The following is a 16,821-nucleotide window of genomic DNA, read 5'->3' on the forward strand; positions in this document are numbered from 1 at the left end:
TGGGGGGTGTTCTGCGAGGCTTTTTCGCGGCGAGGGCACCGCTTCTGCAAAAAAGGGTTGATGCAAACATCATCAGGATGTAGCCATCAAGCATGCACAAGGCCCTGTTTGTAAGATACTTTGCTTAAATCATGGAAGCTTATGCAAACCACACCTTCTGACTATTACGGCAACGTCAACCCCACTTTGTTGGGGGTGGTCGATCCCTTGGCACAGCGCGTGGCCGAGTTTGGCTGCGGCGCTGGGGCTTTGGCCCGAGCGGTGCGTCAGCGCTGCAACGCGCGCGTGCACTATGTGGGTGTTGAGCTGATGGCCGACGAATTGGCCAAAGCGCACGAAGTGCTGGATGTGGCCTTGGTGCGCAACCTTGATCAAACACCCAACTGGTCGGTCGATGCCGAGTTGATGGCGGCGCTGCCCCATGGCAGCTTTGACCATGTGATTTTTGGTGATGTGCTCGAGCACCTGTACCACCCTGACCGTGTGTTTCAGCAAGCCGTGGCCTGTTTGCGCCCGGGGGGCAGTGCCTTGGTGTGCATTCCCAACGTGCAGCATTGGAGCGTCATGGCCCAGCTGTTGCGTGGGCATTGGCCACAACAAGATGCAGGTTTGTTTGATCGCACCCACATCCGCTGGTTTGCCTTGACCGACATGGTGCAGCTGCTGCAGCGGGCGGGTTTGGTGGTTGAACAAGTCGTGCCCCGCATTTTCAAGCCTGAAAACGGGCAAGCTTTGTTGCAAGCGCTGCAACCGGCGGCGCAGTTGCTGGGGGTGGACCCTCAACAGTTCATGCAGCGCAGCCTGCCCTTGCAATACGTGTTGGTGGGGCGTCGACCTGCGGTTTGAAGGCTTGGGTGTTCAACCCTGCGTGATCAACTGTGCAAAGCGGGCCAAGTCCACATTCCCGCCGCTGACGATGATGCCCACACGTTGCCCCTGGAGCTGCTTGGCCGCTTGACATGCTGCTGCCAGCGACAAACAGCCCGTGGGCTCGACCACCATCTTCATGCGCTCGGCATAAAAGCGCATGGCCTCGATCAGCTGTGCATCGGTGACGGTGTGCACGTCGTCGACCAGACGGCGAATGATCTCGAAGGTGATCTCACCGACCATGGGGGTTTGCGCACCGTCGGCAATGGTGACCGGGGTGGCAATGCGAACGCGTTGGCCTTGACGCAAGGATTGCTGGACGTCATTGCCCGCTTCGGGCTCCACGCCATAGATTTTGCAGGCGGGTGACAGGGCCTTGGCCGACAAGGCGCTGCCGCTGAGCAAGCCACCGCCGCCCAAACACACAAACAAGGCATCCAACTCGCCCACCTCCTGGAACAACTCCAAGGCAGCGGTGCCTTGGCCACTCAACACGTCGGGGTGGTCAAACGGCGGGATGAAGCGACGTCCTTGTGCAGCGGCAATGCCTTGCGCGATGGCCAAGGCATCGTCTTTGTAGCGGTCGTAGCCCACGACCTGTGCCCCATAGCCACGCGTGGCGGCCAGCTTGGCAGGTGAGGCGTCGTGCGGCATGACGATGGTGGCGGGGATGTCCAGAATTTGCGCCGACAAAGCCACCGCTTGGGCGTGGTTGCCTGATGAGTACGCCACGACCCCAGCCCGGCGCTCAGACGGTGACAGCCGAGACAAGGCGTTAAAGCCCCCCCGAAACTTGAAGGCCCCCATGCGCTGGAAGTTTTCGCATTTGATGAAAGCCTGCGCCCCCAACTGCGCATTGAGTGTGCGCGATTGCAGCACCGGCGTGCGGTGGGCGTGACCCTGCAGCCGAGCGGCAGCTGCCAGAACGTCGTCAAAAGTGGGCAAGGTCATGTCGTCCATCGTGGGGCTTTCTGAGTGGGGGGCACAAAAGCGCGCATGTTGACACGGTCGCTCGATCTGTGCAAACCCGCGTGTCGGCGATCAGCCCCCCAGGTGCAAGAGCTGTTGGGCCTGAAATTGAAGTTGCTCGTTTTTATGGGCATAACCCAGTGGGTTGGCCACCACGCGACAGCCCTTGTGGATGTAGTCACTGGCGCAATGCAAATGGCCGTGCAACCACAGCTGCGCTTGGGGCAGCCAATGGTCCAACGCATTGCAAAACCCCGCAGTGCCGGGCACTTTGCCGTAGCGTGGGTCGGCGCTGTGCAGGCTCGGGGCAAAGTGCGTCACAACCACGGTGGGGCCATCAAAAGGGGTGGCCAGCGCCTGGCTCAGCCAGTCTTGGCATTGCAGGGCGTGCTCGCGCATTTCTTCGGCCAGCCAAGGCAGGCCGTGGCGTGTGGTCTGGGTTTTGCGCAGGTAATAGTTGGCCGCACGAAATGCTTTGTCGCGGGCCTTCAGGTGGCGTGTGTACTGGCTGTTGGGGTGGTTGAAATGCGCGGGTATTTTGTCGGGCAAGGCCTGCCCCGCCAAGGGTCCCAGCGCGTCAAAGTCGGTCCACAGCGTGGTGCCCACAAAGCGCACGCCGCCCATTGGGAGCACTTGGCGCTCCAACCAAGTGATGCCCAGCCGTGCGCAGGTTTCTTGCAGGCGCTCGTGGGCCTCGTCGAAATCGAGTCCGTCGTATTCGTGGTTGCCCGGCACAAACAGCACCGGGGTGGGCCAGCCATGCAAGGGTGAAAACCGTTGCAGCCCAAAGTCGTCATCGCCCGCGCTGCGCAATGCCGAATGGGCCTGGTAAGAACCAATGTCTCCGGCCAAGACCAAGACATCCGCCAACGGGGCCGGCCGGGGCATGAAGTCGAGGTTGGATTCGAGGTGCAGGTCAGACAGCAGCTGAATGTTCATGTCAGGTCCTTGGCTGAGAATGCGGCCTGTGCCACTTGCAGCAGTTGCCCGCGCAACCATTGGTGCGCACTGTCGTGTTGCATTCGACGATGCCACAGTGCCTCCACATGCACAGGCGGCACATCCAGCGGCAACTCGCACAACACCAGTTTGTCGGCCATGCCCGTGGTGGGCACAAAGTGGCGTGGCAACACGGTGAGCAAGTCAGAGCTGACCACCACTTGGCCCGCTGTGAAAAACTGGTTCACGGTGAGCACGATGCGCCGCTGCCGTCCGATCGAGGCCAGGGCTTCGTCGACAAAACCATAAGGCCGGCCTGAAAAGCTGACCAACAAATGGCGTGCGGCACAGTAAGCGTCGAGCGTCATGGGGTCGTGGGCCATGGGGTGACCTTGACGCATCACGCAGACGTATTCACCCGCGTACAGACGCTGGTGTTCAAAAGACACCGCTTCTCCGGCTTGGGCACGCCCCGTCAAATCGGTCAACACGGCAGGAAAGTAGCCCAAGGCCATGTCGGCGACCCCTTCACCGAGCAGGCTTCGTGGGTCGCGCGTGTTCAGCGGCACCACCCTGATTGACACGCCGGGCGCTTGCTGTTGCAGTTGTCGGGCCAAGCCGCCCATCAACTCGGCAGCTGTGGCGTCGGCCATGGCCAAGATGAAGGTGTTGGTGGCCTCTTGCGGCACAAACGGACTGGGCACGATGGCCTCTTGAAGCTGGCGCAGGGCTTCGCGCACACTGGGCCAAAGCGCCAGCGCCCGGGGGGTGGGCTCGATGCCATGGCCTTGGCGTTTGACCAGCTCATCGTCCAGGGCGTCGCGCAAGCGGCGCAAAGCATTGCTCACCGCCGGTTGAGACAGTGAGAGGTTTCGGGCCGCCCGGGTCAGGCTGCGCTCGGCCATGACTTCGTCAAAAATCCGAAGCAAGTTGAGGTCGAGCGTGCGAAATGAGGCCGGGATGTGAGCGTTCATGCGGGGACAGATGATTTATCACCATTATGAATGTCAAACATCATGAATATAAAGTTGAACGACACTGGTAAAAACCCTATGATCCACCCATCGATTTTGATGTTTTGAATATCAAAGAGCACAAAATCGAATCAAGGGAACAAAAAATGAACACCTCCACCACCACCACCTCATCCGTCTTGGCTCAGCTGAGCACCGTCCGTGCCAAGCACCCTGTGCTGAGTGCATCCACCAAAGCGTTGTCGACATGGCTGTCCACGGCAGGCGTGGCAGCCCTGCTGGTCTTGGCCAACCACCTCATGGACGATTGGGCCGAAACACACCTCATGGCCGCTTGGTTGGCTTTGTGGGCCTTGGCCATTGTGGCCATCGTTGTTTTGCGCAGCGTGAGCCGAATGCTGGCGCAAAACATGATCACGGGGCTGAACCAGTGGTCTGCACATCTGGCACGCCGTCGGGCCGATGAACGCCTGTGGAACATGGCCCAAGCCGACAGCCGTTTGATGGGTGAGCTGCAAACAGCGATGGACCGTGCCGATGAAATCGGGCTTCCAACGCCCAACTTGACCACTTACATGACCCGCCGCGCGGCCCGCATGGTCCATAACCGCCTGTATTACATCTGAGCGTTGGGCCTAAGCCCCTTTCGCGGCCGATTTTTGATCAAGGGCCGGTGTGGGTCGTGAGGCCAAGTAGATGCCGGGCAAGATCAAGGCAGCCCCCATCACATGGTGCCAGCCCAAAGACTCCCCCAACACAGCCCAAGCGGTCAAGCCGCCATACAAAGGGCCGAGGTACAAACTGGCGGCCACCCGACTCGCGCCCAAGGCTTTCTGGCAAAAACCATAGGCCCAATAAGCCCCAATGCCGGGAACGAGACCCGCCAACACGACCAAGAGCGTGGCCTGCACGCCCCATGCGGGTGTGCTGTCCAGTTGCAGTTCCCAAATTGCAAATGGCGTCAAGACCAAGACCCCACCTGCACAAATGGCCGCCAAACGCGCTGTGGCCCCCAGGGGACTGGGCCATTTCTTTTGCAACAAAGCAAAGGCCGCCCACGCGACCATGGCCAGCACAATCCAGCCATCGCCTGCGACCCAGTTGACTTGCCCCAGAGCGCCCCACTGGCCTTTCACCACCACATGAAAAACGCCAGACAAAGCCACCACCACGCCCAGGCCTTGCCGCCACGAAAAACGCTCACCCAGCCACAACACCGCCCCCAAGGTGATCAGCACCGGTGAGGCGGCGTAAATCAGCGCAATGTTCATGGCGGTGGTGGTCTGCGCCCCTTGGTAAACCCAGGCCCCACAAACCAGCATGCCCAATGCCCCCAAGACCAAATAGCGCCATGTTTCTTGCAAGGTGCTGCGCCTCTCACGCCACAGTTCACGGCGGGCGACAAAACCCAAAATCAACCCGGCCAAGGCCCACCGACCCCAGGCCAGCATGTGCGGCTCAACCACCCCAGGCGCGGTGCGGGCCACGATGTAATTGACGGACCACAGGGCAGGGGTGATCCACAGCAAGGTCAAAGCCATGCGCTGCCGATCCATCCCCATGAATTTGAAATGGCTGTTCATGGAGTTAATATGTTTATTCATGCCAAAAGAATTCAAAATTTCTTCTTTTTATAAACGAAAGGACTGACATGCTGATCAGAACAGGGGTGTGCTTGCTGGTACTCGCCATGTTGGCGGGATGTTCGACGGCATCCAAAAAAATCGCTGCCACTTACACATCTCCCCAACAGTACCAATCTTACGATTGTGCCCAGTTGGCTCAAGAATCCCATCGGATCTTGGTGCGGGTCAAACAACTCGGTGTTCAATTGGACCAGGCTGCAGCCAATGACCAAGCCATTGGGGTGGTGGGGGCTGTTTTGTTCTGGCCAGCTTTGTTGGCCCTTGGAGGAACCAAGCAACAAGAGGCTGAGTACGCCCGTTTGAAAGGTGAATACGAGGCCGCTGAGCAAGCCGCCATCACCAAAAAATGTGCCTCAGTTGTGGCAGCACCCATGGCAAAAATCTCACCCAACAAGCCCCAGGTTGACTTGGACAAGGACTTTGCAAAGGTTTCAGATGTGCAGGCGGTCCCATTCTTGAATGACCGGGGACGTGAAGGGTATCGCCATTGGCTGAACCAAAAGCCTCCCAAAGCCTTTGTTCTTGCACCCAACGGAACATGGAACGCCACTTGGGGCCTGACCACGGGCAGTGGCGACGAAAGCCCCGACCCTTTGCCTCGGGCCATGGCCCGATGTGAAAAGCGGGCTCAAGGGTGCAAGGCTTACGCGGTGGATGAGCGCGTGGTGTGGGTGCCCTGAAAAAAAACCGCCACGACTTGGGGTCGCAGCGGTCGTTTGGCCGTGCCACGGGGTGGCACAGCCCTCACAGTTTGACGCCAAATCAAGCCGCCAAACGCGCCTGCAATGCCGACTTGGTGTCCAGCAGCGCTTGGGGCAAGTGGTAGCTCAGCTGCGCAAAGTGTTCGTCGTGCAGCTTGAACTCGGCTTGCCAGGCGGCGGCATCGATGCTGGTCACCGCTTTGAACTGCTCGGCGCTGAAGTCGATGCCGCTCCAGTTAATCTCTGCGTAAGTGGGGGCCACGCCGAACATGGTCTGCTCGCCCTGGGCCTTGCCTTCCAGACGGTCAATCATCCACTTCAGAACGCGCATGTTGTCGCCGTAGCCAGGCCAGACGAACGAGCCGTCTTCGCCTTTGCGGAACCAGTTCACGCAGTACATGGCGGGCAGTTGGTGGCCAGCGGCCTCAGCCTTGGCGCCGGTGTCGAGCCAGTGCTGGAAGTAGTCGCTCATGTTGTAGCCGCAAAACGGCAGCATGGCGAACGGGTCGCGGCGCACCACGCCTTGCGCGCCAAAGGCGGCAGCGGTGGTCTCAGAGCCCATGGTGGCAGCCATGTAAACACCTTCGGTCCAGCTGCGTGCTTCGGTCACCAAGGGCACAGTGGTTGAACGGCGGCCGCCGAACATGAAGGCGTCGATCGGCACGCCCGCAGCGTCGTCCCAAGCGGGGTCGAGTGCGGGGTTGTTGGTCGCAGCCACGGTGAAGCGGGCGTTGGGGTGGGCGGCTTTGGCACCGGTTTCCTTGGCAATCTGGGGTGTCCAGTCCTTGCCTTGCCAGTCGATCAAATGGTCGGGCAGCTTACCGGTGTCCTTTTCCATGCCTTCCCACCACACGTCGCCATCGTCCGTGAGGGCCACGTTGGTGAAGATCACGTCCTTGTGCAGGCTCAGCATGCAGTTGGGGTTGGTCTTCATGTTGGTGCCGGGGGCGACGCCAAAGTAACCGGCTTCGGGGTTGATGGCGTACATCTTGCCGTCGGTGTGCGGCTTGACCCAAGCGATGTCGTCACCAATGGTGGTCACGCTCCAGCCTTCAAAGGCCTTGGGTGGCACCAGCATCGAGAAGTTGGTCTTGCCGCAGGCGCTGGGGAAAGCCGCTGCCACGTGGTACTTCTTGCCCTCGGGGTTGGTCACGCCCAAAATCAGCATGTGCTCGGCCAACCAGCCTTGGTCACGGCCCATGTTGGAGGCGATGCGCAGCGCAAAGCACTTCTTGCCCAGCAGCGCATTGCCGCCGTAGCCCGAACCGTAAGACCAGATCTCGCGGGTCTCAGGGAAGTGCACGATGTATTTGGTGGTGGGGTTGCAAGGCCAGCTGGTGCTGTCTTTTTGGCAAACACCGTCGATGGTGGCCAAAGGTGCGCCCACGGTGTGCATGCAGGGCACGAACTCGCCGTCGGTGCCCAGCACGTCGAACACGGCCTTGCCCATGCGGGTCATGATTTTCTGGTTCACGGCCACATAGGCACTGTCGGTCAGCTCGATGCCAATGTGGCTGATGTGCGAACCCAGCGGGCCCATCGAGAAAGGCACCACATACATCGTGCGGCCAGCCATGCAGCCGTCAAACAGCGGGTTCAGGGTGGTGCGCATTTGCGCGGGCTCCATCCAGTTGTTGGTGGGGCCGGCGTTTTCTTTTTGGGCCGAGCAGATGTAGGTGCGGTCTTCCACACGGGCCACGTCTGATGGATCAGAGCAGGCCAAGAAAGAGTTGGCGCGCTTGGCCGGGTTGAGTTTTTTGAAGGTGCCTGCAGCGACCAATTCGGCGCACAGGCGGTCGTATTCTTCTTGGGAGCCGTCGCACCAATAAATGTTGGCGGGCTTGCACAGGGCGGCCATTTCGGCGACCCAGGCGATCAGCTTGGCGTTTTTGACGTAACTGGGCGTATTGAGGGACAGGCCCTGCATCACGGGTGAGTTCATGGGAAGTGCTCCAAGTTTAAAAATCGTTTTTTCAAAACCTCTGCGCAGGGGCTTTGAAAAAACGGCTGGGGGGCTGAGATACTGCGCGTGACCCACTGAAAATGGGTGGTCACCATTGGGTAAGCTGTGGGGCCTCGATTTTAGGGAGCCTGCCTGTTGCGTGCCTGTCAGATTGCTGAAAAACCCTTTTATATCTATGCAAAAAACGCATGACGTTATGCAAACCGATTGGTTTGAACATGGGCGCCAAGGCCGTCGCGCCCGCACCCTGCTGGTGAGTGCGTTGTTCGTATCGGCAGCCCTGTTCCCGTTTTTGGCACAGGCCCAGGGCCAAGGGCCTGTGCGCCTCAAAATCGCCGCAGCCAGCAATCTGAAGTTTGTGCTGGCTGACTTGACAAGCCAATACAAGCAACAAACCGGCGTTCAGGTCGATGTGAATTTGGGCGCTTCGGGCAACCTGGCGCGGCAGATTTTGCAGGGTTTGCCGGTTGAACAATTCATCTCGGCCGATGAGGCTTGGGTGGCCGAACTGGCCAAAGCCGGGCGCACGGTGGACGCGGGTCAGCGATATGCCACGGGTCGCTTGGCGCTGATCGTGCCTAAAAATTCAGCACTTCCGCTGGCTCAGGGCTTGGCGGCGGTGGTCCGCGCCCTGAAACCGGGCGACAAATTCGCCCTCGCGAACCCGGCCCTGGCCCCTTATGGCGTGGCCGCCGTAGAGGCCTTGCAGCGTGCGGGCGTTGGACCACTGACTGCACAGCAAAAAGTGCTGGGCGACCACATCGGCCAGGCGACCCAGTTTGTGGCCACGGGCGCGGCGCAGGCGGGCATCACCGCTTTGGCGCTGGCGCAGGCCCCCGAGATCGCCCGCAGCTTGCAGGTTTTGCCGCTGCCTGCTGATTTGCACGCCCCCCTGCACCAGCGCATGGTGCTGCTCAAGGGTGCGGGTGCGGCGGCGGCAAACTGGCACCAGTTTTTGCTCAGCCCGCCCGCACAAGCGGTGTTTGTGCGGCACGGTTACGCCTTGCCGCAATAATCCAGCTCAACACCCGCCTCAAACTCAGCCATCAACCCTGCACTTCCATTCGCCTGCAAACCCCACTTTATGGATTGGTCCGCCCTTCACGTTTCGCTCACTTTGGCGGTTTTGACCACCCTGGCGCTGCTGCCCGTAGGCTTGGCGCTGGCCCGTTGGTTGGCCGTGACTGCCTGGGCAGGCCGCCCTGTGGTCGAGGCATTGCTGCTGCTGCCCTTGCTGCTGCCACCCACCGTGATCGGTTTTTACTTTTTGGTGGCCTTTGGGCAGGGCAGTTCTTTGGGCGCGTGGCTCTCGTCCTCGGGCGTCCGCTTGGTGTTCACGCTCGAAGGCTTGCTGCTGGTGAGCGTGCTGGTCAACCTGCCCTTCATGGTGCAACCGATTCAGCGCGCCTTTGCAGCAGTGCCGCACAGCCTGCGCGAGGCGGCTTGGGTGTCTGGCTTGTCGACCTGGCAGACCTTTTGGCGCATCGAGTTGCCTTTGGCCTGGCCCGGTTTGCTGGCCGGCATGGCGCTCACGGTGGCGCACACGCTGGGCGAGTTTGGCGTGGTGCTCATGGTGGGCGGCAACATCGAGGGTGAGACCCGCACGCTGTCGGTGTCGTTGTACGACAAAGTGCAGGGCATGGATTTGCAGTCTGCCCATGTGATGGCCTTGGCGCTGGTGGGCATCTCCTTGCTGGCGCTCAGCCTCGTGCTGGCGTTTGATCGGGTGGGCCAGCGCGGCCGCGCCTTGCAGGAGCGCTGATGAACGGCTTGCAAGTGCAATTGCGCTCAAACAGCCCCATTCGGCTGGAGGCCGAGTTTGACTGCGGCGCGGGCGAGTTGGTGGCGCTGGTCGGGCCGTCGGGCAGCGGCAAAACCAGCATGCTGCGCGCCATCGCGGGCTTGTGGACACCCACCGATGTGCAAGGCCACATTCGGGTGGCGGGCCAAGCTTGGCTGGACACGGCGGCGGGGGTGCAGCTCAGCCCGCAAGAGCGCCGGGCCGGCCTGGTGTTCCAGCATTACGCGCTGTTTCCGCACATGACGGCGCAGGCCAATGTGGCGCTGGCCGCTGGGCCGGGCTGGTCGGGCGCTGACGTGCAGACTTTGCTGGCGCGGTTGGGGCTGGCCGCGCTGAGCCAGCGCAGGCCCTCGCAACTGTCTGGCGGTCAGCAGCAGCGGGTGGCGCTGGCTCGGGCGCTGGTGCGGGTCATGCCCAGGCCCGCTTTGGCGTCAAGCCCCGCCAAGCCCCCCCAAGCGTTGCCCGGCGTCTTGTTGCTGGACGAGCCCTTTTCTGCGGTGGACGCACCCACACGCCAAACGCTGTACCGCGAGTTGGCCGCTTTGCGCCAAAAGGTGTCGGTGCCCATGGTGCTGGTCACGCACGACCTGGCCGAGGCCCGACGCCTGGCCGACCGGGTGGTGATCGTGGACGCGGGCCAGACCCTGCAAACCGGCGAACCTGCCCGCGTGTTTGCCAGCCCGCGCAACGCCCGGGTGGCCGAGTTGGTGGGCATTCAAAACCACTTTGAAGGGCGCTTTTTGAAGGGCGAAGCCGGCTGGGGGCGCTTGTGCTGGACAGACCCCGCGCAGCCAGAAGCCGAACTGGACCTGGCGGTGTTTGACAAAAACAAGATCGACGACGGCACCCGCGTGACCTGGGTGCTGAACGGGGAACAGGTGGACGTGATGGCCGACGGCCAGCTGCCCAGTCTGGCAGAGCCGGGCCACACCCGCTTGCGCTGCCAGTTGCTGGAGGTCTTGTCGCTGGGCGAAATCAGCTTGTGCACGCTCCGGCCCGAAGCCCTGCCCAGCCAAATCATCACCTTGAACCTGACCACTCGCCTGCTGGACCGTTTGCAGGTGCAAGCCGGGGGCAGGGTGCAATTGCTGATCGCGCCGGGGGCGCTGCACATCATGCCCGTGCGCACAAAATAAAACCCGCAAAGCACGGGCTGTTGCGGGTTGGGCGGGTGCGGCCAAGCGGCGCACCGGGGGCGGCCAAGCCTCAGGCCATGAACACGGCGATGAAGGCCAGCAGGAAAATCAGCACGGCACCAGCGGCTGGAATGATCACGGGAATGTGCTTGACCACGTTTTCCACGGGATCGTCGGATGTGTGAGCGTCGTTGTGAGCGGACATGTGGAACCTCAAAAAATAATGGGCTTATTGTAGCCAAGCCAGACTGGCGGGCCGCTGACAAAGGGACGCGACAACCCGGCTCACATCAGGGCATAGGTGGTGCTGGCCCGAAAAACGCTTTTGCCGTCCTCGGCCCCGGCCAGGTCAATCTCGCCAAAGGCCATGGCCTTGCCCGCCCGCAGCACCCGGGCGGTCACCAGGGCGTCCTGGCCCGACAGGGGCTTCATGAAGCTGCTCGACAGCTGCACCGTGCTGCAGGGCCGGAACTGCCCAAAGTGGCTGATGAGCGCCAGCACCATGGCCGTGTCGGCCGCAGCCATCATGGCCTGGCCGCACAGCATGCCGCCCACCCGCGAGAGCTGATCGCTCTGTGGCAGGCGCAGGGTCACGCTGTCGGCGTCAAAGCGCTCGACCTTCAGGTTCAGCGCCTGCACCCAAGGGGCAAACAGCTCGGACAGGGCTTGCTGCAGAGAGTCGGCGCTCACGCGCGATGAGGTATCAGGGGTCATGGTTTGCAAAAAAAGAATGCCAACGTTGGCTGTGGGTCACGGCCATTATCCAGCGCCTGCCTATCGCACAGGGTACAGCCGCCCCCAACAAGTCCCACTAGACTGAAAACCTTTTTCACCGACCTGCAGGAACGGCATGAACCGCTTTTCACCGTCCACACCCCGCATTCCCGGCATCCGCTTTGTGCATTCGCCCGGCCCCACCCATGTGCCCGACGAGGTCATGCACGCCATGCAGCGGCCCATGACCGATTTGTCGGATCCCCGGGTGGCGGCCATGATCGCCGAATGTGAAAGCGGCATGAAACGGCTGCTCAACAGCCCTCGTTCAGATGTGTTCCTGTTTGCCAGCAACGGCCACGGCATGTGGGAGTCGGCAGCGGCCAACCTGGCGTCGCCGCAGCACACCTTGCTGCTGGCCGGTTCGGGCCATTTTTCAGACCAGTGGGCGATCCAGATTGAGGGGCTGGGCATCGCTTTGCAGCGCACGCCTTATCAAGAGGGCCATCCTTTTGACGTGGCTGCGATCGAGCAAGCCTTGCGCGAAGACAAAGACCACCGCATCAGCGCGGTGATGGTGGTGCACACCGACACCGCCAGTGGCGTGACCAGCGACCTGGCGGCGGTGCGCCGCGCCATCGACGCGGCGGCGCACCCGGCGCTGTATGTGGTCGACGTGGTGGCCTCGCTGGCCGCCAGCCCGTTTGACATGGATGCCCTGGGCGTGGATGTGGCCCTGGGCAGCTCGCAAAAAGGGTTGATGATGCCGCCCGGTCTGGGTTTTGTGGCCGTCAATGCCCAAGCCATGGCCTGGTCGGCCCAGCACGCTGACCCGCGTTTTTACTGGGACTGGCAACGCCGCCAGTCCACCAACCAGTCGGCCAAGTTTTGCGGCACGCCGCCGCTGGCGCACATTGCGGGGTTGGAGGTGTCCATCGCCTTGCTCGAAGAGGAAGGTTTGCCCAAAGTGTGGGCGCGTCACCAGCGCCTGGCGGGCGCGGTGCACGCGGCCGTGGAGCGCTGGGCGGTGCATGGGGCCATGCGTTTTCATGCCCGCTTGCCCGAGACCCGTTCAGCCTCGGTCACGGCCATCGAGATGGCACCTGGCATCGACCCCGAAGCCCTGCGCACCGTGGCCCGCGAGCGTTTTCAGGTGGCCATGGCCGGGGGCTTGGGTCCACTGGCGGGGCGGGTGTTTCGCATCGGCCACTTGGGTGACATGAACGAGCCCATGATCTTGGGGGCGCTGGCCGGCATTGAGGCGGCCATGACGGTGCAAAAAATCCCGTTTGGCACCGACGGCGTGGCGGCGGCAGTGGCCTTTTTGGCCGATCATTTGGCCTCTCAAAGCACCCGGTAAAAACTCAGATACACCCCATCGGGTGCCCGTCGCCCACTGCCGATGAACTGGCTATCACTCAACCAGGCCCATTGCGGCGCAGTGGCTTCCAGCTTGGGTTGGCAGCGAAAGTAAATCTCGTCCGGGTTGACGGGTTGGCCGTTCATGATGCGTTGGGAGTTTTCGAGCGAGGCCACGCGCAAGGCGGTGTTTTGCACAAACACCCGGCTGCCGTCGTCCAGCTCAATCACGTAACGCGCGTCCAGGTGCGCCTGCGTGCCGCTGTTCAGGATGAGCTGAAAGTCGGCACCTCCGGCCATCACTTTGCCATTCAAGCGGGGGCCGGTCACGGTGCCGCCCGTGATCGGGATCATGCGGCGCAGACCCGCAGGGGTCTGGCCGACTTCTACGGGGGGAGCGATGGTCACGGCCAGGTCGCAAACATGCTCAAGTGCGGGTGGGGGCAAGGTCATGGCAGATTTTCCATACAAGGGGAATGCGCAGTTTAAGGCGCAGCGCGGGGCAGTCTGTCACGTTGGCTCAGATGGACTTTTGGCGTTGCCCATCCAGGCGGTCAAGGATGAACGCATGGCTTCTTCCACCGACATGTCCAGCACCTGCACCCATTCGCGCGGCACAAACACGGTGTAGCCGCCGATCATGTAGCCCATGGGCAGATAGACCGCCACGTTTTGGCGGGTCTGCGCATCCAGCGGCAGGTCGCTCAGGTTTTGGCGCGTGACCAGGCCGATGATGGACAGCTCGCTGTCCGGTTTTTTCAACAGCACCACCTGCTGCGCATCGCGCTCGTGCGGCGAAAAGTAATCGGCAAAACTTTTGAGCGAGGAATAAATGCTTTTGACCAGTGGCAAGTTGGTGAAGGGCAGCTCCACCCAGCTGAGCATGCGGGTCATGAAGGGCTGCGACACCAGAAAACCCAGCACCAGAATCAGCGCCGTGCCCAGCACGATGCCCAGGCCCGGCAGATAGAAATCGCCCGTGAACGGACGCAACACTTGCATGGCCAGGCCCTCAACCCAAGTGATGAACAGGTAAAGCACATAAACCGTCAGGCCCACAGGCAAAAAGCTGATCAGACCGCGAAAAAAATAGGCGTAAATGCGTTTCATGCGCCAGATTGTGACCGTGCGGCAAAGGGCCGGGACAGGCGGGGAAAAGTCGCTTTTATACTGGTTCGCGTTATTGAGATCACATCGACCCGCTCAACCCCACCTGCCCATGCTTTCCACCCAAGACAAAACCCGCATCGACGACACCCGCATCGCTTCGGTGCGCCCCCTCATGACGCCCGCCTTGCTCGAAGAGCGGTTGCCTGCCTCGCCCGCGCACCTGGCGCTGGTGGAACGTTCACGGCAAGACATCTCGAACGTGTTGCTGGGCCAAGACGACCGGCTGGTGGTGGTGGTCGGGCCGTGCTCGATCCATGACCACGACCAGGCCATTGCCTACGCCAAGCTGCTCAAGGCCGAGGCCGACAAACATGTGCAGGATTTGCACATCGTGATGCGCGTGTATTTTGAAAAGCCCCGCACCACGGTGGGCTGGAAGGGTTACATCAACGACCCGCACCTGGACGGCAGCTTTGCCATGAACCAGGGGCTGGAGATGGCCCGCAAGCTCTTGCTCGATGTCCTGGACTTGGGCCTGCCCGTGGCCACCGAATTTCTGGATTTGCTCAGCCCACAATTCATCAGCGACCTGGTCACCTGGGGCGCCATCGGTGCAAGAACCACCGAAAGCCAGAGCCACCGTCAACTGGCCAGTGGCTTGTCGTGCCCAGTGGGCTTCAAAAACGGGACCGATGGTGGTGTCAAGGTCGCGGCCGATGCGGTGGTGGCGGCCAAGGCCCCCCACGCTTTTATGGGCATGACCAAGATGGGCCAGGCGGCGATCTTTGAGACGCGTGGCAACCAGGACGTGCACATCATTTTGCGCGGCGGCAAAGCGCCCAACTACTCGGCCGCCGATGTCGATGCAGCTTGCCAAGCGCTGCAAGCTTGCGGCATTGCGCCGCAGGTCATGGTGGACGTGTCGCACGCCAACAGCAGCAAACAGCACGCCAAGCAAATCGAGGTGGCGCACGACGTGGCCGCGCAAGTGGCCGCAGGCGAGCGCCGCATCATGGGCCTCATGATTGAAAGCCATTTGAGCGAAGGACGGCAAGATCAAAAGCCGGGTCAGCCTTTGCAATACGGCGTGTCCATCACCGATGCCTGCATCAGCTTTGCTCAGACCGTGCCGGTACTCGATGCGCTGGCGCAGGCGGTGCAAAAGCGGCGGGGGTGCAGCGGGCTGTTGGGTGATTGACAGGGTCTGCAAGCGTTTCATCCAGACATGCCATCCTCCAAGGTCAACAACGACTTGCCTTTTGAAACACGCAGTGATTTTGTCCGATGATGTTGGTTCGGGCGTTTTTTGTGGGAGCGGCGCCCTCGCCGCGATGGTGCCCTGAACCCCCCCATCGCCCGGACAGCGGGGCTCTCACACCGATCGTGGAGCGCATCGCTGCGCCCAAGATCGGTTTTTCACTTCAAACTTCGCAGGGCCGGCTCCATAGGCACCGAGTCAAGGCCATGCAAACCAGGGCCGCCGATCCGCTCAGTTCACAGGCACACCCACTTCGGCCACCTCGCGTGTCCAGGCCCGGGCTTGTTCACTCAGGCTCACGCCCAAGCCGGTGCGGGTGGGCACCTGCATGCGGCCGTTGTGGATGGCAATGCGTTCGTTGAACAAGGGCTCCAGCCATTCAAAGTGTTCGACCCAGGGTTCGGTCTTGTAGGCGGCGGCCAGGTGCACATGCAGCTCCATGGCAAAGTGCGGCGCCAGCATCACGCCCGCATGTTCAGCCAGGGCGGCCACTTTCAAAAACGGTGTGATGCCGCCCACGCGCGGCGCATCGGGCATCAGGTAATCGGCGGCGCGGTGGCGGATCAGGTCCCAGTGCTCGCCTGCACTGGTCAGCATTTCACCCGTGGCAATGGGGGTGTCAAATTGGGTGGCCAGCGCGGCATGGCCTTCGTGGTCGTAGGCGTCCAGCGGCTCTTCGATCCAGACGAGGTTGAAGGCTTCGAGCGTGCGGCACATGCGTTGCGCGGTGGGGCGGTCCCATTGCTGGTTGGCATCGACCATGATGGGCACCGCGTCACCCAGGTGTTCGCGCATGGCGGCCACGCGCCGAATGTCCAGGGCGCAGTCGGGCTGACCCACCTTGAGTTTGATGCCGCCAATGCCTTGGGCGATGGACGCACTGGCATTCACCCGCAGCTGCTCCAGCGGGGTGTGCAAAAAACCGCCCGAGGTGTTGTAGCAGCGCACCGAGTCACGCTGTGCGCCCAGCAGCTTGGCCAATGACAGGCCTGCACGTTTGGCTTTCAGGTCCCACAGCGCCACATCAAAAGCGCCTATGGCCTGCGTGCTCACGCCGCTGCGTCCCACCGAGGCCCCGGCCCAGCACAGCTTGTCCCACAGCTTGGCGATGTCGTTGGGGTCTTCGCCCAGCACGGCCGGGGCGATTTCGCGTGCGTGGGCAAACTGGGCCGGACCGCCTGCCCGTTTGGAATAACTGAAGCCCAAACCCTGGTGGCCGCTGGCGGTCTGGATTTCGACAAACAGCATGGCGATTTCGGTCATCGGCTTTTGTCTGCCGGTCAGCACCTTGGCATCGCTGATCGGATTGGCCAAGGGCAAATAGCACGAAGACACGCGTGCCCAGGTGATGGGGTCGGGGGTGGTGGGTGTGGTCATGGTG

General features: G+C 61.7%; 18 protein-coding genes. 8 read left to right on the plus strand and 10 right to left on the minus strand.

Features of this window, described 5'->3' with window-relative positions; genetic code table 11:
* Window positions 1–141: 141 nt before the first annotated feature.
* Complete coding sequence (locus AMM41_RS07615) at window positions 142–846, plus strand: class I SAM-dependent methyltransferase (RefSeq protein WP_089955650.1); 705 nt, start codon at window positions 142–144, stop codon at window positions 844–846.
* Between the two features lie 12 nt (window positions 847–858).
* Here AMM41_RS07615 and AMM41_RS07620 read toward each other — a convergent pair whose 3' ends face one another.
* The 3 genes from AMM41_RS07620 to AMM41_RS07630 all read right to left on the minus strand — a co-directional run bounded on the left by AMM41_RS07620 (window position 859) and on the right by AMM41_RS07630 (window position 3,752).
* Window positions 859–1,821 carry a threo-3-hydroxy-L-aspartate ammonia-lyase gene (locus tag AMM41_RS07620; protein ID WP_089956319.1) on the minus strand — a complete coding sequence of 321 codons (963 nt, stop codon included), beginning with the start codon at window positions 1,819–1,821 and terminating at the stop codon, window positions 859–861.
* Window positions 1,822–1,911: 90 nt separating this feature from the next.
* Window positions 1,912–2,778, minus strand: a complete 867-nt coding sequence (locus AMM41_RS07625) for a metallophosphoesterase (RefSeq protein ID WP_089955654.1) — start codon at window positions 2,776–2,778, stop codon at window positions 1,912–1,914.
* A complete protein-coding gene (locus AMM41_RS07630) occupies window positions 2,775–3,752 on the minus strand; it encodes a LysR family transcriptional regulator (RefSeq protein ID WP_089955658.1) in 978 nt (325 codons plus the stop codon). The genes AMM41_RS07625 and AMM41_RS07630 overlap by 4 nt, the downstream gene beginning before the upstream one ends.
* Window positions 3,753–3,898: 146 nt before the next feature.
* Here AMM41_RS07630 and AMM41_RS07635 point away from each other — a divergent pair, with 146 nt between their 5' ends.
* Window positions 3,899–4,378 carry a hypothetical protein gene (locus AMM41_RS07635; RefSeq protein ID WP_194944656.1) on the plus strand — a complete coding sequence of 160 codons (480 nt, stop codon included), beginning with the start codon at window positions 3,899–3,901 and terminating at the stop codon, window positions 4,376–4,378.
* Between the two features lie 9 nt (window positions 4,379–4,387).
* Here the strand turns inward: AMM41_RS07635 and AMM41_RS07640 are convergent, their stop codons facing one another.
* The gene (locus AMM41_RS07640) at window positions 4,388–5,335 is read right to left on the minus strand and encodes a DMT family transporter (protein WP_228769152.1); all 948 of its coding nucleotides are present in this window, start codon (window positions 5,333–5,335) and stop codon (window positions 4,388–4,390) included.
* 68 nt (window positions 5,336–5,403) lie between these two features.
* On the opposite strand from AMM41_RS07640, the gene AMM41_RS21805 reads away from it, so the two are divergent.
* Window positions 5,404–6,078: a hypothetical protein gene (locus AMM41_RS21805; protein WP_194944657.1), complete on the plus strand. Its 675-nt coding sequence runs from the start codon at window positions 5,404–5,406 to the stop codon at window positions 6,076–6,078.
* Between the two features lie 82 nt (window positions 6,079–6,160).
* On the opposite strand, the gene AMM41_RS07650 is transcribed toward AMM41_RS21805, so the two are convergent.
* Window positions 6,161–8,041 (minus strand): phosphoenolpyruvate carboxykinase (GTP), encoded by a 1,881-nt coding sequence (locus AMM41_RS07650; protein ID WP_089955664.1) that lies wholly within the window; start codon window positions 8,039–8,041, stop codon window positions 6,161–6,163.
* Between the two features lie 217 nt (window positions 8,042–8,258).
* On the opposite strand from AMM41_RS07650, the gene modA reads away from it, so the two are divergent.
* From modA to AMM41_RS07665, 3 genes are all read left to right on the plus strand, one after another.
* On the plus strand, window positions 8,259–9,077 hold the full coding sequence (gene modA / locus AMM41_RS07655; protein ID WP_228769153.1) for a molybdate ABC transporter substrate-binding protein: 819 nt from the start codon (window positions 8,259–8,261) through the stop codon (window positions 9,075–9,077).
* 69 nt (window positions 9,078–9,146) lie between these two features.
* Window positions 9,147–9,824, plus strand: coding sequence for a molybdate ABC transporter permease subunit (gene modB / locus AMM41_RS07660; protein ID WP_089955668.1), 678 nt, complete (start codon window positions 9,147–9,149; stop codon window positions 9,822–9,824).
* The gene (locus tag AMM41_RS07665) at window positions 9,824–10,999 is read left to right on the plus strand and encodes an ABC transporter ATP-binding protein (protein ID WP_089955670.1); all 1,176 of its coding nucleotides are present in this window, start codon (window positions 9,824–9,826) and stop codon (window positions 10,997–10,999) included. The genes modB and AMM41_RS07665 overlap by 1 nt, the downstream gene beginning before the upstream one ends.
* Window positions 11,000–11,069: 70 nt before the next feature.
* On the opposite strand, the gene AMM41_RS22365 is transcribed toward AMM41_RS07665, so the two are convergent.
* Both AMM41_RS22365 and AMM41_RS07670 read right to left on the minus strand, forming a co-directional pair.
* Window positions 11,070–11,204, minus strand: coding sequence for a hypothetical protein (locus tag AMM41_RS22365; protein WP_255350435.1), 135 nt, complete (start codon window positions 11,202–11,204; stop codon window positions 11,070–11,072).
* Window positions 11,205–11,284: 80 nt separating this feature from the next.
* Complete coding sequence (locus tag AMM41_RS07670) at window positions 11,285–11,713, minus strand: PaaI family thioesterase (protein WP_089955672.1); 429 nt, start codon at window positions 11,711–11,713, stop codon at window positions 11,285–11,287.
* A 136-nt stretch (window positions 11,714–11,849) separates the two neighbouring features.
* Between AMM41_RS07670 and AMM41_RS07675 the strand changes: the two genes are divergently transcribed.
* A complete protein-coding gene (locus AMM41_RS07675) occupies window positions 11,850–13,073 on the plus strand; it encodes a pyridoxal-phosphate-dependent aminotransferase family protein (protein WP_089955676.1) in 1,224 nt (407 codons plus the stop codon).
* Here the strand turns inward: AMM41_RS07675 and AMM41_RS07680 are convergent.
* Together AMM41_RS07680 and AMM41_RS07685 are read right to left on the minus strand one after the other, a co-directional pair.
* Window positions 13,058–13,525: a DUF3237 domain-containing protein gene (locus AMM41_RS07680; RefSeq protein WP_089955679.1), complete on the minus strand. Its 468-nt coding sequence runs from the start codon at window positions 13,523–13,525 to the stop codon at window positions 13,058–13,060. The genes AMM41_RS07675 and AMM41_RS07680 overlap by 16 nt on opposite strands.
* A 57-nt stretch (window positions 13,526–13,582) precedes the next feature.
* Window positions 13,583–14,182 (minus strand): DUF502 domain-containing protein, encoded by a 600-nt coding sequence (locus AMM41_RS07685; RefSeq protein WP_194944658.1) that lies wholly within the window; start codon window positions 14,180–14,182, stop codon window positions 13,583–13,585.
* A 109-nt stretch (window positions 14,183–14,291) separates the two neighbouring features.
* On the opposite strand from AMM41_RS07685, the gene AMM41_RS07690 reads away from it, so the two are divergent.
* Window positions 14,292–15,380 (plus strand): 3-deoxy-7-phosphoheptulonate synthase, encoded by a 1,089-nt coding sequence (locus AMM41_RS07690; protein WP_089955684.1) that lies wholly within the window; start codon window positions 14,292–14,294, stop codon window positions 15,378–15,380.
* Window positions 15,381–15,671: 291 nt separating this feature from the next.
* Here AMM41_RS07690 and AMM41_RS07695 read toward each other — a convergent pair whose 3' ends face one another.
* Window positions 15,672–16,817, minus strand: a complete 1,146-nt coding sequence (locus tag AMM41_RS07695) for an L-talarate/galactarate dehydratase (protein WP_089955690.1) — start codon at window positions 16,815–16,817, stop codon at window positions 15,672–15,674.
* Between the last annotated feature and the right edge of the window lie 4 nt (window positions 16,818–16,821).

Origin of the sequence: Limnohabitans sp. 2KL-3 (genome assembly GCF_001269405.1) — a bacterium.
In the GTDB taxonomy this organism is placed as follows: Bacteria; Pseudomonadota; Gammaproteobacteria; order Burkholderiales; family Burkholderiaceae_C; genus Limnohabitans_A.